This window comes from Prevotella sp. PTAC, assembly GCF_013166535.1.
Classification (GTDB): domain Bacteria; phylum Bacteroidota; class Bacteroidia; order Bacteroidales; family Bacteroidaceae; genus Prevotella.
This window is the reverse complement of record NZ_JABKKK010000001.1, coordinates 46,836-63,604: the sequence shown is the minus strand read 5'-3', so window position 1 is coordinate 63,604 and position 16,769 is coordinate 46,836. Positions and strand designations below refer to the sequence as shown.

Genomic DNA, 16,769 nt, shown 5'->3' with positions numbered 1-16,769 from the left:
ACGTTTATACCTGTTAAATCGTAAAATTGAGATTACAATTCATTCTAAAATCGTATTTTCAGGTACAAAATTACACTAAAAACTTGTCTTCATGGAATTTTAATAGTTTTTTTCTTTTATTCAATATGCTTTTTTGTATAATTTTGCAACAAAACCATTTGAAACCAGAATATGACAAATGTAATTAAATTACGCAAAGGCTTGAATATTAACCTTGCGGGCAAGGCGGAGAGGACGAAAATCCGTTTACGCTCTAATGGTAAATATTCGTTACAGCCGGATAGTTTTACAGGCGTGATTCCCAAAGTTATTGTTAAAGAAGGTGACAGGATTAAGGCCGGTGAGGCTTTGTTCTTTGATAAGAACCATCCATCAGTGAAGTTCTCCTCGCCGGTAAGCGGGATTGTCAGGCAAGTTGTCCGTGGAGACCGGCGTAAGGTGCTTGGCATTCGTGTAGATGCTGATGATGCTCAGGAGTATGTTTGTTTCGGAAAGAAAGATGTGGCAAATCTCAGCGGCCGGGATGTGAAGGATGCCTTGCTTGAGGCTGGACTGTTCGGTTATATCAACATGTTGCCTTATGCGGTATCGGCTGATCCTGATACAATGCCTAAGGCAATTTTCGTATCTGCGCTTAGGGATATGCCTTTGGCGGCCGATTTTGAGTTTGAGTTGCAAGGGCAGGAAGATGATTTTCAAACAGGTTTGACTGCCCTTTCCAAAATGGCCAAGACTTACCTCGGAATAGGAGTCGGCCAATCTGCCGATGCGTTGACAAAAGCGCGGAATGTCGAGATCAATGTTTTTGACGGTCCTTGTCCGGCCGGTAATGTGGGTGTACATGTCAATCATGTGGATCCGGTGAACAAAGGAGAGACCGTTTGGACGGTAGAACCTTCCGCCGTATTGTTTTTCGGGCGTCTGTTCAATACGGGAAAAGTGGATTTGCGTCGCACCATAGCTTTTGTGGGAAGCGAGGTAGAGAAGCCGGCTTATGTGGATATGCTTGTTGGTGAAGAACTGTCTACACTGCTCAGCAACAGCATTAAGACGGAAAAGAAAGTAAGGATAATAGACGGCAACGTCCTTACCGGTAAGCAGACATCCAAAGACGGCTTTCTCGGTGCTCATAGTTCGGAAATAACCGTGATACCGGAGGGGGATGATGCCGATGAGTTTGCCGGATGGATAATGCCGCGGCTAAACCAGTACTCGTCCAGTAGAAGCTATTTCTCATGGCTTTTTCGTGAAAGGAAATATGCGCCCGATGCCCGTATCAAGGGCGGTGAGCGTCATATCATAATGAGTGGGGAGTACGACCGTGTGCTGCCTATGGATATTTACGCCGAGTATTTGATAAAGGCCATAATAGCCGGAGATATAGATAAAATGGAACAACTCGGCATTTACGAGGTTTCTCCCGAAGATTTTGCCTTGGCGGAGTTTGTCGACAGTTCTAAGTTGGAATTGCAGCGAATAGTCCGTAGTGGCTTGGATATGTTGCGTAAGGAGAATGAATAAAATAAATGTTACTATGAGTATATTGAGAAATTATCTTGATAAGATAAGACCAAACTTTGAAGAAAGCGGCAGGTTACACGCTTTCAAAAGCATATATGACGGTATGGACACGTTCCTGTATGTGCCCAATGCCACGTCAAAGAGCGGGACCAATATTCATGACTCCATCGATTCAAAGCGTATAATGAGCATGGTTGTCATCGCCCTTGTTCCGGCGATGCTTTTCGGAATGTATAATGTTGGCTATCAGAACTACCTCGCGGCAGGCACATTATCTTCGGCAACTTTCGCCGAGGTGTTTTTGTTCGGTTTTCTTGCCGTATTGCCTAAGATAATCGTAAGCTATGCGGTAGGTCTTGGCATAGAGTTCGCTTGGGCGCAGTGGAAGGGTGAAGAGATACAGGAGGGCTTTCTCGTATCGGGAATACTGATACCGCTTATCGTTCCGGTGAACTGTCCTTTGTGGGCACTTGCCGTTGCGGTTGCTTTTGCCGTGGTGTTTGCCAAAGAGATTTTTGGCGGTACCGGCATGAATATCTTTAATGTGGCGTTGGTTGCCAGGGCCTTTCTCTTCTTCTCTTATCCTACGGAGATGAGTGGCGATACCGTGTGGGTGGCTAAAGACAGCATCTTCGGTTTCGGCAATCAGTTGCCCGATGCTTTCACTTGTGCCACACCGCTTGGTGCGATAGGCAGTGGCAGCGCCGCTCAATATTCACTGTGCGATATGGTTTTGGGATTTATTCCCGGCAGCATAGGCGAGACGAGCGTTATAGCAATAGCGGCGGGAGCGGTTGTGTTGCTATGGACAGGTATTGCCAGCTGGAAAACGATGCTGAGTGTGTTTGTTGGCGGCGGTCTTACCGCATTTTTGTTCAGCGCGTCAGGAATGACGCCGTTGCCATGGTATGAGCATCTTGTGCTTGGCGGTTTTGCTTTCGGAGCGGTGTTCATGGCGACGGATCCGGTGACTGGTGCGCGTACCGAGGCCGGCAAATGGGTATTCGGATTCATTATCGGCACGCTGGCTGTCATTATCCGCGTGATGAATCCCGGTTATCCGGAGGGAATGATGCTGGCCGTTCTTTTTGCCAATATGTTTGCTCCGTTGATAGATTATTGCGTCGTTGAGAGAAACATATCGAAGAGAATGAAACGTTTAAAGACTAAAAAATAACGCACGATGGCAGAACAGAATAGAAAGGGATTCAATAAAGAATCCAACATATACATTATATTATACAGTACCGTGATGGTTGTCATGGTGGCTTTTCTGCTGGCTTTTGTCTTTCAGACATTGAAGCCGGTACAGGATGTCAATGTGGCTCTTGATAAGAAAAGGCAGATACTCGCGGCTCTTAACATCGACAACATAAGCAATGATGACGTGTCTTCTGAATATTCCCGCATAGTACTTGCCGACAAGATAATAGACAAGGAAGGGCATACGACCGATGAAGGCAGTAGAGGTGGAGAGCAAGCCGCTTTCATGTTGAACAGTTCCGACTATAAGGCCGGGCGTCTCGGACTTTTTGTTTGCGACGTGAATGGCAAGACGAAATATGTCATTCCCGTATACGGTATGGGACTGTGGGGGCCTATATGGGGATATATCGCCATAGACAGTGACAAGTCGACCGTGTACGGAGCTTATTTCAATCATGAGAGTGAGACAGCGGGACTTGGTGCCGAGATAAAGGACAATAAGGCGTGGCGTGATAAGTTCCGTGGTAAGAAGCTCTTCGCTGACGCGGAAAATGACAGGCAGAGGATTGCGCTTGCGGTGAGAAAACCGTCGGATTTAAAGAACGCGGAGTCGGAAGTGGATGCCATTACCGGTGCCACCCTCACCTCAGACGGTGTCAGCAACATGTTTGCCGATTGTCTTGGAAAATATATGAAGTTTTTGAATGAAAGGTAAAACGAAGCAGAAAGAAATATGAGCAAGTTGTTTTCAAAGAAGAACAGAGAAGTTCTCGCAAACCCCTTAAATCCGGATAATCCCGTGCTGGTGCAGGTGTTGGGCATATGTTCCGCGTTGGCCGTGACCGCACAGTTGAAGCCTTCGATAGTCATGGGACTTGCCGTTACTGTGATTACGGCTTTTTCCAATGTCATAATATCACTGATACGCAATACTATTCCCACACGGATACGCATCATAGTGCAGCTTGTCGTGGTGGCGACACTTGTCACTGTTGTCAGTCAGGTTCTCAAAGCATATTCGTATGATATCAGCGTGCAGTTGTCCGTATATGTAGGTCTTATAATAACAAACTGTATTCTGATGGGGCGTCTTGAGGCCTTTGCGATGATGAACAAGCCTTGGCCCAGTTTTCTCGACGGCATAGGAAATGGTCTCGGATATGCCATGATTCTGATTATAGTGGGTGCATGCAGGGAGTTTTTCGGCCGAGGCAGCCTCGGGGGCATTCAGATTATACCACAATGCGCGTATGATGCCGGCTATATAAACAACGGTATGATGACAATGCCTGCCATGGCGCTCATACTTGTGGGATGCGTGATATGGATACACAGGGCTTATTTTTATAAGGAGAAATGAATATGGAACATTTGGTAAGTTTGTTTTTCAGGTCCATTTTCGTGGACAATATGATATTCGCGTTTTTCCTCGGCATGTGTTCTTACCTTGCCGTGTCAAAGAATGTGAAGACATCGTTGGGGCTTGGTTGTGCGGTTACGTTCGTGCTGCTCATCACCGTCCCTGTAAACTATCTCTTGCAGACACGTGTTCTCGGCCCCGACTGTCTTTTGCCGGGTGTGGATTTATCTTATCTCGGGTTCATTCTGTATATAGCGGTCATAGCGGGTATCGTGCAGTTGGTGGAGATGATGGTAGAGCGTTTTTCTCCGTCGCTTTATGCCTCGCTTGGAATTTTCCTGCCCTTGATAGCCGTAAACTGTGCCATAATGGGAGCGTCGCTGTTCATGCAGCAGCGCATCAATCTCGATCCGGCCTCTTCACAGTATATAGGCAGTGTGCTCGATTCGGTCGTTTACGCCGTAGGTAGCGGAATTGGCTGGACGATTGCCATCGTGTCTATGGGTGCCATACGTGAGAAGATGCAGTATAGCGATGTGCCTAAGCCGTTGCAAGGCCTTGGCATTACTTTTATAACAGTAGGCCTTATGGCTATGGCAATGATGTGTTTCTCGGGTCTGAACATTTAATAAAAGATAATTCTAAATGATACAATTCATATTATTAAGCATTGGAGCTCTTCTCGTCACCACTCTCCTTTTGGTGGCTCTGCTCCTTATTGCAAAAAAATATCTGTCACCGGGCGGTAATGTGACGATTACTGTGAATGGAGACAAGACAATAACGACCGGGCAGGGCGACAGTCTGATGTCCGTATTGAACAACAACGGGATATTCCTTTCGTCGGCCTGTGGAGGCAAGGCGTCTTGCGGACAGTGCAAGGTACAGGTTCTTGAAGGCGGCGGAGAGATACTCGACTCGGAGAAATCCCATTTCACAAGAAAGGAGATTAAAGACCACTGGAGGCTTGGATGCCAGTGCAAGGTCAAGGGAGACTTGAAGATTAAGGTACCGGAGAGCGTGATGGGTGTCAAAGAGTGGGAGTGTACCGTTATATCGAATAAGAATGTGTCCAGTTTCATCAAGGAGTTTATCGTGGCGCTTCCTCCGGGAGAGCACATGGATTTTGTGCCCGGTTCGTATGCCCAGATTAAAATTCCGGCTTACGACTGTATCGATTATGACAAGGATTTTGACAAAGCCGATATCGGAGACCAATATCTGCCGGCATGGGAGAATTTCAATATATTCTCATTGAAGGCTCATAACCCCGAAGATACCGTGCGGGCATATTCAATGGCCAACTATCCGGCAGAGGGTGATCGTATAATGCTTACCGTCCGCATCGCCACAACTCCATTCAAGCCACGCCCGCAGGTAGGCTTTCAGGATGTGCCCACGGGTATAGCGTCGTCATATATTTTCAGTCGCAAACCGGGAGACAAGGTTATAATGAGCGGTCCTTACGGTGATTTCCACCCGATATTCGACTCGAAGAAAGAGATGGTCTGGGTCGGCGGAGGAGCTGGAATGGCTCCGTTGCGTGCCCAGATAATGCACATGACCAAGACGCTGCATGTGCGCGACCGGGAGATGCATTATTTCTATGGCGCCCGTTCGCTGTGTGAAGTGTTCTATCTCAATGATTTCCTTGAACTGGAAAAAGAGTATTCCAATTTCCATTTCCACCTTGCTCTTGACCGTCCCGACCCTGTGGCCGACGAGGCCGGAGTGAAGTATACGGCCGGATTTGTGCATCAGGTGATGTATGATACGTATTTGAAAAATCATGATGCCCCGGAAGATATCGAGTACTACATGTGCGGTCCGTGTCCGATGTCAAATGCCGTTGTCGGGATGCTCGACAGTCTCGGAGTGGATGGCGAGGCCATAATGTATGATAATTTCGGAGGATAACGGCTGACCGCCATACATACCGCCCGAACGGGACAAAGCCGCTGAATTTCAGCGGCTTTGTCCCGTTCGGGCGGTAATGGTATGCTGTTTTGGGATTACAGCCCATCTATTGTGCGGAAAGTAATAATAAAGTCATGAATTTAACACTTTGTTTTTTCTCGTTCCACGTCGGCTACACGATATACATCGCTATATGCAATGCGGCGGCAGGACTGTCGTGACATGGAATTTTTACATTTTTCTTGCAACGGGACGCTCGTTGGAGTGCGTTCGGCAGCTAATTGGTCTGCGTTTAGACACCCGTTGCGTCCCAACGGGCATCTAAACGCGTCCCAACGAGTATCTTATTGTGAGAAAAGAGACGCTTATGGAATTGTGGATGCTGCGTGCTTCAAGGCACACCGATGTATTTGGCTGGCAGGCAGGTCTTTACGAAAACAGTGAAATACGACGATATTTTCGGTCTTGTGACTTTAATTTCCGGAATAATCGGAATATGGAAACACTTTTGTAATATTATTTCACAACAAACATTGCCGTTCGGATAAAAACCGGCAAACAGATTAAAGGTTGTTAAAATAATATTGTCTTTCGGCCAAAGATTAGTATCTTTGTCGATAAAAATGTACGGTGTATGACGTTGGTGATAGTAATAATACTGTTGTTGGGCTACTTCCTGATAGCCACGGGGCACCTGACAAATATAAACAAGGCGGCAATAGCCATGTTTGTCGGCACGGTCGGGTGGATACTCTACATCTCCTATGGCACGGATTTTGTCATGGAGCGTCATCCGCATGAATATATGGAGTTTCTGGCGGGTAGGTCGCCATCAAGCGAGACCGTCAAGTATTATATCTATGACCATATATTTTTGATGTATCTTGGCAAGACTGCGTCTATCGTATTGTTTCTGCTTGCCACGATGTCCATAATAGAGATATTGAACAACAACGGCTGTTTCGATTTCATAAGCGAATGGGTGCGCACGAGAAACTCCAGGCGTTTCATATGGACGATAACATTGTTCACATTCGTGATTTCCGCCAATCTCGACAATCTGACCACATCGACCATGATGCTTACCATCATGCACAACATCGTGCAGGGCAGGCGTCAGCGCCTCATAATAGGCTGCGCCATTGTGCTTGCGGCGAATACGGGAGGGTGTTTCACGGTAATCGGCGACCCCGCCGGTGTTGCCCTTTGGACAAACGGAGCCGTCACGGCGACCAACTTCTCGGCATATCTTGTGTTGCCGGCAATGGCGGCCTGGGGGTTGCCCACGTATCTGCTTAGCCGCGGTCTTCCCGAACGTCTCGATGTGGAGTGGCCGGCGGCCCGGTACCGGGGCGATGACACCAACCTCACGCGGTGGCAGCGGCTTGTGATGCTGGTGGTGGGCATAGGCGGACTGTGGTTTATTCCAACATTCCATAACATCACCAAGCTCAGTCCTTTTCTCGGGGCGCTTTGCGTCCTGTCTGTGTTGTGGGTCGTAGACGAGGTTATCAACCGTAAGCTTCTTGATGCCGACAGGATGATACAGCGCCGCATGCCGCAGGCATTGCGGTACGACAATATACAGTCCATACTTTTTATCATCGGCATAATGCTCGGAATGGGAGCTGCCTCTGAGACGGGAGTGTTCAGCACTCTGTCCGGATGGATAGACTACAATGTGCATAATGTGTGGTTCTATGGGGTGGTGGCCGGTCTGTTGAGCGGAATGGTAGACATGTTTACCATCGCCATGACCGGCATATCGATGTATCCGGTGCTCGATGGCGGCAATATCGGCATGTGGAGCGATGCCGCTTATATGTCCGACTTTGTGGTCAACGGTGCCTACTGGAAGATCATTGCCTACTCGACAGCCGTTGGAGGATGCCTTGTATGCTTTGCCAATGTGAGCGGTCTGGCACTTATGAAGATCGAGCGTATGCGGATCGGATGGTATGTCAAGCACTGCACGGCCAAGATCATGGTTGGATGGCTTGCCGGGTTGGCCATATTATGGGCTGAGATCACTTTTATGCGGTAGATGTGAGTTTTTTTTAGTAAAAAGATTAAGTATATGGCAAAGATAAAGACAATAGGTGTGCTCACCTCGGGAGGCGACGCTCCGGGAATGAACGCCGCAATCAGAGCCGTCACACGTGCCGGTATATGCAACGGGTTTAACATCAAAGGAATATATCGCGGATATGAAGGGCTGATACATGGAGAGATCAAGCCGTTCACGACTGAAAACGTGAGCGGGATAATCATGCACGGCGGCACGATATTGAAGACTGCCCGCAGCAAGGAGTTCATGACTCCGGAGGGCATGGCAAAGGCCTATGAGACGATGAAAAGGGAGGAGATAGACGCTCTTGTGGTAATCGGAGGAAACGGCTCGCTCACCGGAGCGAGAATTTTCGCGGCCGAGTATGATGTGTGTTGCGTCGGCCTGCCAGGCACGATAGACAATGACCTTTACGGCACGGATTCTACAATAGGATACGACACGACGATGAACACCATCGTGGACTGTGTGGACAGGATACGTGACACGGCGCAGAGCCATGAGCGGATATTCTTCGTTGAGGTCATGGGACGGGACGCGGGCTTTCTTGCGCAGAACAGTGCCATAGCCAGCGGGGCCGAGGCAGCCATCATTCCCGAAGACTCGACAGACGTGGACCAGTTGGTAAGATTTATGGAGCGGGGCATACGCAAGTCAAAGAAAAGCTGCATAGTGATTGTTTCTGAAAGTCCCAAGTGCGGTGCTTTGTATTATGCCGATCGCGTGCGAAACGAATATCCCGATTATGATGTGCGCGTGTCTATTCTCGGACACCTCCAACGAGGCGGGCGTCCAACCGCCCACGACCGTATACTGGCCAGTCGCACCGGTGTGGGCGCGATAGAGGCCATATTGCAGGGACAGCGCAATGTTATGGTAGGCGTGCGCAACAATGAGGTGGTTTACGTGCCTTTTGCCGACGCTGTCAGGACAGACAAGCCGCTCGACATGAAACTGATAAAAGTTCTTGACGAGTTGAGTATCTGACAGAGGGCGTACATGGTGTGTGCCGCCTTATGGAAAGGGTTGTTTCCGTTTTGTTCTGATTTGCGGAAAATGCCGTATTTACCTTGCATATATTTATCGATTTATAAAAAGAGTAAAATGTGCTTGGTTGTGAAAAAAAATAGCTACCTTTGCCATAATATTACTGGAGAGAAAACAAATATCTAAATATAATTAAGCTTATGTCACAAATTATCGGACATATTTCTCAGATAATAGGACCGGTTATCGACGTTTATTTCGATACGAAAGGTCTGGACGCGGAGAAAGTGTTACCTAAAATTCACGAGGCATTGAAAGTAAAGCGTCCCGACGGACGTGACCTTATAGTTGAGGTACAGCAGCATATAGGTGAGGATACCGTGCGCTGTGTGGCAATGGACAATACGGACGGTTTGCAGCGCGGGCTTGACGCCGTGCCTACCGGATCGCCTATCGTGATGCCGGCTGGAGAGCAAATCAAGGGACGCATGATGAACGTAATCGGAGAACCGATAGACGGTATGGCTCCCCTAAGCATGGACGGAGCATACCCCATTCACCGTGAGCCGCCTAAGTTTGAGGAACTCTCGACAAGGAAAGAGATGCTCGCTACGGGTATCAAGGTTATCGACCTGCTCGAGCCTTACATGAAAGGTGGCAAGATCGGACTGTTCGGAGGTGCCGGCGTGGGCAAGACAGTGCTTATCATGGAGCTTATAAACAATATAGCCAAGGGACATAACGGATATTCGGTTTTTGCGGGAGTGGGAGAGCGCACCCGTGAAGGTAACGACCTGATACGAGATATGATAGAGTCTGGCGTTATCCGATATGGCGATAAGTTCAGGAAGGCCATGGATGAAGGAAAATGGGACTTGTCTCTCATCGACCCGGAAGAATTGAAGAAATCGCAGGCTACACTGGTATACGGACAGATGAACGAACCGCCGGGAGCGCGTGCGTCGGTGGCGTTGTCGGGGCTGACCGTGGCCGAGGAATTCCGTGACCATGGAGGAAAAGACGGTGAGGCGGCGGACATCATGTTCTTCATCGACAATATATTCCGTTTCACGCAGGCCGGTTCGGAAGTGTCGGCGCTGCTCGGCCGTATGCCTTCGGCTGTGGGTTATCAGCCTACTCTGGCCAGTGAGATGGGAACGATGCAGGAGCGAATAACGTCCACGAAGCGCGGTTCAATCACGTCCGTGCAGGCAGTCTATGTGCCGGCCGATGACCTGACAGACCCGGCTCCGGCGACGACATTCACCCACCTTGACGCCACGACAGAGCTTAGCCGTAAGATAGCCGAGCTGGGTATCTATCCTGCGGTAGACCCACTGGGCAGTACTTCGCGTATTCTTGACCCTCTGATTGTGGGCAAGGAGCATTATGAGTGTGCACAGCGAGTGAAAGAGATATTGCAACGGTACAAGGAATTGCAGGATATTATTGCTATTTTGGGCATGGACGAACTTTCGGATGAGGATAAGCTGACCGTAAACCGCGCGCGTCGTGTACAGCGCTTCCTTTCCCAGCCGTTTGCCGTTGCCGAGCAGTTTACCGGTCTTCCCGGCGTGATGGTACCGATAGAAGACACAATCAAAGGTTTCAACGCAATCCTCGACGGTGAGGTGGACGACCTGCCTGAGCAGGCTTTCCTTAACGTGGGTACGATAGAAGACGCCAAGGCTAAGGCCAAGGTTCTGTTGGAAGCGGCACAAGGATAATCTTAATAGCGCAAGGATATGAGTTTGAGACTGAAAATCGTATCACCGGAAAAAGTGGAGTTTGACGGAGATGTGGAGAGTGTTACCGTGCCCGGACAGTTGGGACGGTTTGAGGTGTTATCCAATCATGCTCCCATAATATCTTCACTTTTGGACGGTATGGTGGAATACAAGACCCTCTCCGGTACATATCAACTGAATATATCCGGAGGATTTATAGAGGTGCAGAAGAACAACGTGAATATCTGTGTGGAGATCGCGGCAAGTTAGAGGCATCATAGTATCGCAATGTTATCTTGAAGTATGGGTGATATAGACAGGTTAAGCAGAAATTACGCGTTTGGGAGTGCGGCCATTTTTTGTATGTTGTTTCCGGTGGGAGTGTTGCTGATGAATATTTGTGACATTCCCGGAATGATGGCACCTCTGATTGTCAGTGCCGTATTCATGCTTGTGGTAGACATGGCGGATGTGGCGGTATGGCGGTTGATTGCCAAAAGAGCGCCATCGTATCTTCCTACTTTCTACACGTCAGTGTCTGCTTTCAGGATGTTGCTGGCCTTGGCGGCGATGTTTGTCTATTATCTTATAGCGGGACGTGGCGCGATGCTTGTCTTCTTCTTGACTTTCATGGTATTTTATTTGGCATCATTGATACATCATGCGGTTTTCTTTGCTAAAGTGTCTAATAAGTCTTAGTGGAATACGCACAAGATAAAATAAATAAAAAAGAATAATGAAGCAGTTAAAGGTAACTATACTATTGGTTCTGTTAATGCTCTTTCCGGTATTGTCAAATGCGGAAGAAACAAAGAGCGATGGCGGGAAGATAGACATTCCTCACATTGTGCTTGAACACCTTTCGGATTCTTACGAATGGCATATAGCCACTTATGAGGGCAAGCACATTGGCATACCTCTTCCGGTAATCGTGCGTAGCGATAATACCGGTGAGTGGTATTTCGGTACTGCTCATAACTTGCCGGAGCGTTTCTTCTTCAACGAGGAGCATCACGGTAAGATTTATGAAAGGCTGGCGGACGGAAGTGTTGTCAGGCCGATAGATTTGAGTATAACCAAGGCTGTTGCCCAGATCTGGATCGTTGTGGCCGTGCTGGTTATTGTATTTTTGTCATGTGCCCGTTGGTATAAGAGGCATGACGAGAAGAGTGCGGCTCCTTCCGGTTTTGTCGGAATGATGGAAATGCTCGTGATGACCATTCACGATGATTTGGTAAAGTCGTCAATAGGAGAGAAGCATTACAAGCCCTATGCTCCTTACTTGCTGACAGTATTCTTTTTTATATTCACATCCAATCTTGTGGGGCTTATCCCTGTATTCCCGGGAGGTGCGAACGTTACAGGAAATATAAACGTGACGTTGTTTCTGGCAGTATGTACTATGCTCGTTGTCAACCTGTTTGGCAATAAGGAGTATTGGAAGGAGATTTTCTGGCCGGAAGTGCCGTTGTTTTTGAAAGCGTATCCCGTACCATTGATACCTGTGATAGAGTTCTTCGGCTTGTTTACAAAGCCTTTTGCGCTGATGGTACGTCTGTTTGCCAATATGATGGCAGGTCATGCTGTGATACTCAGTTTCACGTGCGTGATATTCCTCGGGTGGTCAATGGGAGTTGGTTATGGTGTCGGATTGAATACGTTCAGTGTCGTGATGCTTCTTTTCATGAACTGTCTTGAACTGCTGGTGGCGTTTGTCCAGGCATACGTCTTCACGTTGCTGAGCGCCGTCTTTATCGGATTGGCGCACCAGGAGCATAGTCATTGACGAGAATAAAGGATTTGTAAACGCATGGTTTGGCTTGTCGGGGCAATGTTATAGCTTGTTAATGGTGTGTCACCGCCTGTTTTAAGGTGAGGCAATGGGGGATTCGAAGCGGACCCGACTGTTAGGCAAGGTGTCAACGGTTAAAAAAGACAGGGTACAGAACTCTAATTATTAAAGGACAGATAGAGAATATAAACAGTATAGATTAATAAATTAAAAGATTAGATTATGATTATTTCAACATTATTGGCTGCGGAAGGTCTGGCACAGCTGGGCTGCGGTCTCGGAGCAGGTATCGCTACAATTGGAGCAGGTTTGGGTATTGGTAAGATTGGCGGTAGCGCAATGGATGCTATTGCACGTCAGCCGGAGGCAACCGGTAAGATCCAGACAAACATGATTCTTACATCTGCTTTTGTCGAGGGTTGTGCTCTTTTTGCCATTGCGGCTTGCGCATTCCTTATATAATAGCAGAACCATAAATATAAATATAACAAAAATAAATGGGATCACTTAATTTGCCATCAATACTAACACCCGACATCGGGTTGTTATTTTGGATGTCCGTAGCGTTTTTAGTGGTCTTTATAGTGCTTGCAAAGTTTGGATTTCCGGCCATTGTCAATATGGTGGAAAATCGAAAGAGATATATAGACGAAAGTCTTCAGAAAGCACATGAGGCGAACGAGAAATTAGCTAATATTCAAAAAGAAGCCGAATCGATATTGCGCGAGGCCCGTGAAAAGCAGGCGCAGATATTGAAAGAAGCTGCTGAGACGCGTGATGCTATCGTGGAGAAAGCCCAGGAGAAAGCACGCGAGGAGGGTGTGCGCCTTATTAACGATGCAAGGCTCGAGATTGAGAATGAGAAACAGGTTGCAATCAACGACATTCGTAATCAAGTGGCTACTCTCAGTGTAGAGATTGCCGAGAGGGTGTTGCGTGAAAATCTTGGCAACGACAAGGCACAGATGGATTTGATAGATCGCATGTTGGATGGTGTATCTTCTTCCTATTCTGATAATTAAGTAAAGACTGATTGATATGGGAGTAATATCGGTAAGATATGCGCGTGCACTGCTCAAAAGTGCCACAGACGCAAAACAGGAGGATAAGGTATATTCGGAAATGCTTACTTTGTCCGATAGTTATGTTAAGGTACCGGAATTGAGACTTACGATCGAGAATCCGATGCTTCCGCAAGAGACCAAGGAGGCGTTGCTGGTTACGGCCGTAGGCGATAATCCTACAGCATTGACAAAGTCGTTCATACGTTTAGTGTTAAGGAATGACCGTGAGAATGTGATGCAGTTAATGGCGAACTCTTATATAACCCTTTACAGGAGACAGAAGAATATCATTCGTGGAAAACTTACGACCGCTGTGCCGGTATCCTCAGAAACAGAGAATAAGATGCGCGCCATGGTGGAAAGTAAGGCTAAAGGAGCTGTGGAGTTTGAGACAGACGTGGATCCGGATATAATCGGCGGATTTATCTTGGAATATGACACGTTTAGAATGGATGCGAGTGTGAAATCAAAGCTTAACGCCATTCTCACAGCATTAAAGAAATAAAACCAAACCATGATGTGTGCCTGCATGCGTCATGAAGTGTAATAAAGATTTTAAGTTTATGTCAGATAAAATTAAACCAAGCGAAGTTTCCCAGGTGTTGCTTGAGCAGCTTAATGGTGTCAGCAGTAGCGAGAAGTTTGACGAGGTAGGTACCGTGCTTCAGGTGAGTGACGGAGTGGCTCGTATTTACGGACTGCGCAATGCCGAGGCCAATGAGCTTCTTGAGTTTGAAAATGGCACGATGGCAATCGTGATGAACCTTGAAGAAGACAATGTCGGTTGCGTGCTTCTTGGTACTACGTCGGGCATTAAAGAAGGAATGGTTGTCAAGCGTACAAAGCGCATTGCCTCAATACGTGTGAATGATAATATGCTTGGGCGTGTTATCAATCCTTTGGGTGAGGCAATAGACGGAAGAGGTGACATTGATCTGACCGAGTCTTTCGAAATGCCGCTTGACCGTAAGGCTCCGGGTGTTATCTATCGCCAGCCTGTCAAGGAACCGCTGCAAACGGGATTGAAAGCCGTTGACTCCATGATACCTATCGGGCGCGGTCAGCGCGAGCTTATCATCGGCGACCGTCAGACAGGTAAAACCGCCATTGCGGTAGACGCGATAATAAACCAGAAGAGCTTTTATGACGCGGGCAAGCCTGTATATTGCATCTATGTGGCAATAGGACAGAAGGCCAGTACGGTGGCGGCTCTTGTATCTACGCTTAAAGAGCATGGTGCGATGCCATATACAATAATCGTGGCTGCGACAGCTGCTGATCCGGCAGCCATGCAGTATTATGCACCGTTTGCCGGAGCTGCAATCGGTGAGTATTTCCGCGATAGAGGCCATTCGGCGCTCGTAGTATATGACGACTTGTCCAAACAGGCTGTCGCTTATCGTGAGGTCTCATTGATTTTGCGCCGTCCTTCAGGCCGTGAGGCATATCCCGGTGATGTGTTCTATCTGCACAGCCGTCTTTTGGAGCGTGCCGCGCGTATTAATGACCAGCAGGAAGTGGCGGAGAAGATGAACGATCTGCCCGAGTGCATGAAAGGTCATGTAAGGGGAGGCGGTTCGCTTACGGCGCTACCCATTATCGAAACCCAGGCTGGAGATGTATCGGCTTATATCCCTACAAATGTGATTTCAATCACCGACGGACAGATTTATTTGGAGACAGACCTGTTCAATCAAGGTTTCCGACCGGCCATCAATGTTGGTATATCAGTATCCCGTGTGGGCGGTTCGGCTCAGATAAAGAGTATGAAGAAAGTTGCGGGAACATTGAAGATCGATCAGGCCCAATACCGTGAACTTGAAAGTTTCTCCAAGTTCTCAAGCGATATGGACTCTGTGACAGCGATGATGCTTGACCGCGGCCGAAAGAACAATCAGCTATTGATACAGCAGCAGTACGCTCCTATGCCGGTAGGGGAGCAAGTCGCTATAATCTACTGCGGTACGAACGGTCTTATGCATGATGTGCCGATAGAGGATGTTCGTGAGTGCCAGGATGCGTTCCTCGACAAGTTGCGTTCCACCCATCCGGAGGTAATAGAGGCTCTGGCATCAGGAAAGATAGACGATGATATTACTGCGGTGATAAAGTCTGTGATGGCAGATATTGCCGGTCAGTATAAAAGCTAACAGCCTATGCCGTCATTGAAGGAAATAAAGACCCGTATAGCCAGTGTCAACAGTACCCGTAAGATTACGAGTGCGATGAAGATGGTTGCGTCCTCGAAGTTGCACCATGCCCAGATACTGATAGAGAATATGCTTCCCTATGAGACAATGCTCGAGCATATTCTTAAAACATTCCTCGCATCAGAGGCCGATGCAACGACGGTATTCAGTATAGAGAGACCCGTCAAGCGTGTGGCACTGATTGTATATGCTTCGAACAGCAGTTTATGTGGCGGATTTAACGCAAATATATTGAAGATGATGCAGCAGGCTGTTGATGAATATGCCGATTTGGGAAAAGAGAACATCATAATCTATCCTATCGGGCGTAAGGTAGCAGAGAGGGTGGCTAAGCTCGGGTTGAAGTCGGCAGGTGATTTCACTGGCCTGGCCGACAGTCCGAATGTGGGTCAATGTATTGAGTTGGCGAGGGAACTTGGGCGTAAATTCATGAGCGGTGAGGTTGACCGTGTAGAGATGATATATCATCATTTCAAAAGTGCCGGTTCGCAGATACTTACCCGCAAACCTTTCCTGCCGATAGACTTGACAAGTGAGCTGGCTCGTGACCGTGAGCGTGACCTGTCTGTCAATATTGTTACTCGACAGACTCAGGAGTATCTTCGCAAGAAGCAGCAGGAGGCTGTGCGCGATACCGAGAGGGCCAAACCGCTCAATGACAATTTTATCGTGGAGCCTGACATGAATACAGTGCTCGGCCTGCTGATACCCAAATTGGCGCATCTGATGCTCTACACGGCCCTGCTCGACAGTAACGCAAGTGAGCATGCGGCCCGTATGGTGGCAATGCAGACGGCTACAGACAATGCCGATGAATTGCTCCGAGAGTTGAATTTGCAGTATAACAAGAGCAGGCAGCAAGCCATTACGAGCGAGCTTCTCGACATCGTCGGAGGGTCAGTCAATAAATAAGATAC

Annotated in this window: 17 protein-coding genes; all 17 read left to right on the top strand. The window is 47.9% G+C overall.

Translation table 11 applies throughout. From position 1 onward, the window contains the following. Positions 1-171 precede the first annotated feature (171 nt). Positions 172-1,521: a Na(+)-translocating NADH-quinone reductase subunit A gene (locus HPS53_RS00300; protein ID WP_172203745.1), complete on the top strand. Its 1,350-nt coding sequence runs from the start codon at positions 172-174 to the stop codon at positions 1,519-1,521. A 13-nt stretch (positions 1,522-1,534) separates the two neighbouring features. Beyond that, a complete protein-coding gene (locus HPS53_RS00295; RefSeq protein WP_172203743.1) occupies positions 1,535-2,698 on the top strand; it encodes an NADH:ubiquinone reductase (Na(+)-transporting) subunit B in 1,164 nt (387 codons plus the stop codon). Between the two features lie 6 nt (positions 2,699-2,704). Then, entirely contained in the window at positions 2,705-3,442 is a 738-nt protein-coding gene (nqrC, locus tag HPS53_RS00290; RefSeq protein ID WP_104368910.1) for an NADH:ubiquinone reductase (Na(+)-transporting) subunit C, read from the top strand. Between the two features lie 18 nt (positions 3,443-3,460). Then, positions 3,461-4,087 carry an NADH:ubiquinone reductase (Na(+)-transporting) subunit D gene (locus HPS53_RS00285; RefSeq protein ID WP_104368909.1) on the top strand — a complete coding sequence of 209 codons (627 nt, stop codon included), beginning with the start codon at positions 3,461-3,463 and terminating at the stop codon, positions 4,085-4,087. Between the two features lie 2 nt (positions 4,088-4,089). Then, positions 4,090-4,716, top strand: a complete 627-nt coding sequence (gene nqrE, locus HPS53_RS00280) for an NADH:ubiquinone reductase (Na(+)-transporting) subunit E (RefSeq protein ID WP_104368908.1) — start codon at positions 4,090-4,092, stop codon at positions 4,714-4,716. Between the two features lie 16 nt (positions 4,717-4,732). Then, positions 4,733-6,004, top strand: coding sequence for an NADH:ubiquinone reductase (Na(+)-transporting) subunit F (nqrF, locus tag HPS53_RS00275; RefSeq protein WP_172203741.1), 1,272 nt, complete (start codon positions 4,733-4,735; stop codon positions 6,002-6,004). A 634-nt stretch (positions 6,005-6,638) separates the two neighbouring features. Beyond that, a complete protein-coding gene (locus HPS53_RS00270; protein ID WP_104368906.1) occupies positions 6,639-8,048 on the top strand; it encodes an SLC13 family permease in 1,410 nt (469 codons plus the stop codon). 33 nt (positions 8,049-8,081) lie between these two features. After that, complete coding sequence (gene pfkA / locus HPS53_RS00265; RefSeq protein ID WP_104368905.1) at positions 8,082-9,059, top strand: 6-phosphofructokinase; 978 nt, start codon at positions 8,082-8,084, stop codon at positions 9,057-9,059. A 200-nt stretch (positions 9,060-9,259) separates the two neighbouring features. Further along, complete coding sequence (gene atpD, locus HPS53_RS00260) at positions 9,260-10,786, top strand: F0F1 ATP synthase subunit beta (RefSeq protein ID WP_104368904.1); 1,527 nt, start codon at positions 9,260-9,262, stop codon at positions 10,784-10,786. Between the two features lie 18 nt (positions 10,787-10,804). Beyond that, positions 10,805-11,056, top strand: coding sequence for an ATP synthase F1 subunit epsilon (gene atpC / locus HPS53_RS00255; protein ID WP_172203739.1), 252 nt, complete (start codon positions 10,805-10,807; stop codon positions 11,054-11,056). 93 nt (positions 11,057-11,149) lie between these two features. Then, positions 11,150-11,485, top strand: coding sequence for a hypothetical protein (locus tag HPS53_RS00250; RefSeq protein ID WP_253942786.1), 336 nt, complete (start codon positions 11,150-11,152; stop codon positions 11,483-11,485). 37 nt (positions 11,486-11,522) lie between these two features. After that, the gene (atpB, locus tag HPS53_RS00245) at positions 11,523-12,572 is read left to right on the top strand and encodes a F0F1 ATP synthase subunit A (RefSeq protein ID WP_172203735.1); all 1,050 of its coding nucleotides are present in this window, start codon (positions 11,523-11,525) and stop codon (positions 12,570-12,572) included. A gap of 228 nt (positions 12,573-12,800) precedes the next feature. After that, positions 12,801-13,040: an ATP synthase F0 subunit C gene (atpE, locus tag HPS53_RS00240; RefSeq protein WP_104368900.1), complete on the top strand. Its 240-nt coding sequence runs from the start codon at positions 12,801-12,803 to the stop codon at positions 13,038-13,040. A gap of 35 nt (positions 13,041-13,075) precedes the next feature. Beyond that, positions 13,076-13,600 (top strand): F0F1 ATP synthase subunit B, encoded by a 525-nt coding sequence (gene atpF, locus HPS53_RS00235; protein ID WP_172203733.1) that lies wholly within the window; start codon positions 13,076-13,078, stop codon positions 13,598-13,600. Positions 13,601-13,610: 10 nt separating this feature from the next. Next, positions 13,611-14,147 carry a F0F1 ATP synthase subunit delta gene (locus tag HPS53_RS00230; RefSeq protein ID WP_104368898.1) on the top strand — a complete coding sequence of 179 codons (537 nt, stop codon included), beginning with the start codon at positions 13,611-13,613 and terminating at the stop codon, positions 14,145-14,147. 58 nt (positions 14,148-14,205) lie between these two features. Then, complete coding sequence (gene atpA, locus HPS53_RS00225; RefSeq protein WP_172203731.1) at positions 14,206-15,792, top strand: F0F1 ATP synthase subunit alpha; 1,587 nt, start codon at positions 14,206-14,208, stop codon at positions 15,790-15,792. Positions 15,793-15,798: 6 nt separating this feature from the next. Continuing rightward, positions 15,799-16,764, top strand: a complete 966-nt coding sequence (locus tag HPS53_RS00220; protein ID WP_172203729.1) for a F0F1 ATP synthase subunit gamma — start codon at positions 15,799-15,801, stop codon at positions 16,762-16,764. Positions 16,765-16,769: the final 5 nt, after the last annotated feature.

What these genes read in the sequence shown, in the direction of transcription:
- nqrC (WP_104368910.1), top strand. Translation starts at nt 2,705, where the DNA reads ATGGCAGAACAGAATAGAAAGGGATTCAATAAAGAATCCAACATATAC.
- nqrF (WP_172203741.1), top strand. Translation starts at nt 4,733, where the DNA reads ATGATACAATTCATATTATTAAGCATTGGAGCTCTTCTCGTCACCACT.
- HPS53_RS00295 (WP_172203743.1), top strand. Translation starts at nt 1,535, where the DNA reads ATGAGTATATTGAGAAATTATCTTGATAAGATAAGACCAAACTTTGAA.
- pfkA (WP_104368905.1), top strand. Translation starts at nt 8,082, where the DNA reads ATGGCAAAGATAAAGACAATAGGTGTGCTCACCTCGGGAGGCGACGCT.
- HPS53_RS00300 (WP_172203745.1), top strand. Translation starts at nt 172, where the DNA reads ATGACAAATGTAATTAAATTACGCAAAGGCTTGAATATTAACCTTGCG.
- nqrE (WP_104368908.1), top strand. Translation starts at nt 4,090, where the DNA reads ATGGAACATTTGGTAAGTTTGTTTTTCAGGTCCATTTTCGTGGACAAT.
- HPS53_RS00220 (WP_172203729.1), top strand. Translation starts at nt 15,799, where the DNA reads ATGCCGTCATTGAAGGAAATAAAGACCCGTATAGCCAGTGTCAACAGT.
- atpB (WP_172203735.1), top strand. Translation starts at nt 11,523, where the DNA reads ATGAAGCAGTTAAAGGTAACTATACTATTGGTTCTGTTAATGCTCTTT.
- HPS53_RS00270 (WP_104368906.1), top strand. Translation starts at nt 6,639, where the DNA reads ATGACGTTGGTGATAGTAATAATACTGTTGTTGGGCTACTTCCTGATA.
- atpC (WP_172203739.1), top strand. Translation starts at nt 10,805, where the DNA reads ATGAGTTTGAGACTGAAAATCGTATCACCGGAAAAAGTGGAGTTTGAC.
- atpE (WP_104368900.1), top strand. Translation starts at nt 12,801, where the DNA reads ATGATTATTTCAACATTATTGGCTGCGGAAGGTCTGGCACAGCTGGGC.
- atpA (WP_172203731.1), top strand. Translation starts at nt 14,206, where the DNA reads ATGTCAGATAAAATTAAACCAAGCGAAGTTTCCCAGGTGTTGCTTGAG.
- HPS53_RS00250 (WP_253942786.1), top strand. Translation starts at nt 11,150, where the DNA reads ATGTTGTTTCCGGTGGGAGTGTTGCTGATGAATATTTGTGACATTCCC.
- HPS53_RS00285 (WP_104368909.1), top strand. Translation starts at nt 3,461, where the DNA reads ATGAGCAAGTTGTTTTCAAAGAAGAACAGAGAAGTTCTCGCAAACCCC.
- atpD (WP_104368904.1), top strand. Translation starts at nt 9,260, where the DNA reads ATGTCACAAATTATCGGACATATTTCTCAGATAATAGGACCGGTTATC.
- atpF (WP_172203733.1), top strand. Translation starts at nt 13,076, where the DNA reads ATGGGATCACTTAATTTGCCATCAATACTAACACCCGACATCGGGTTG.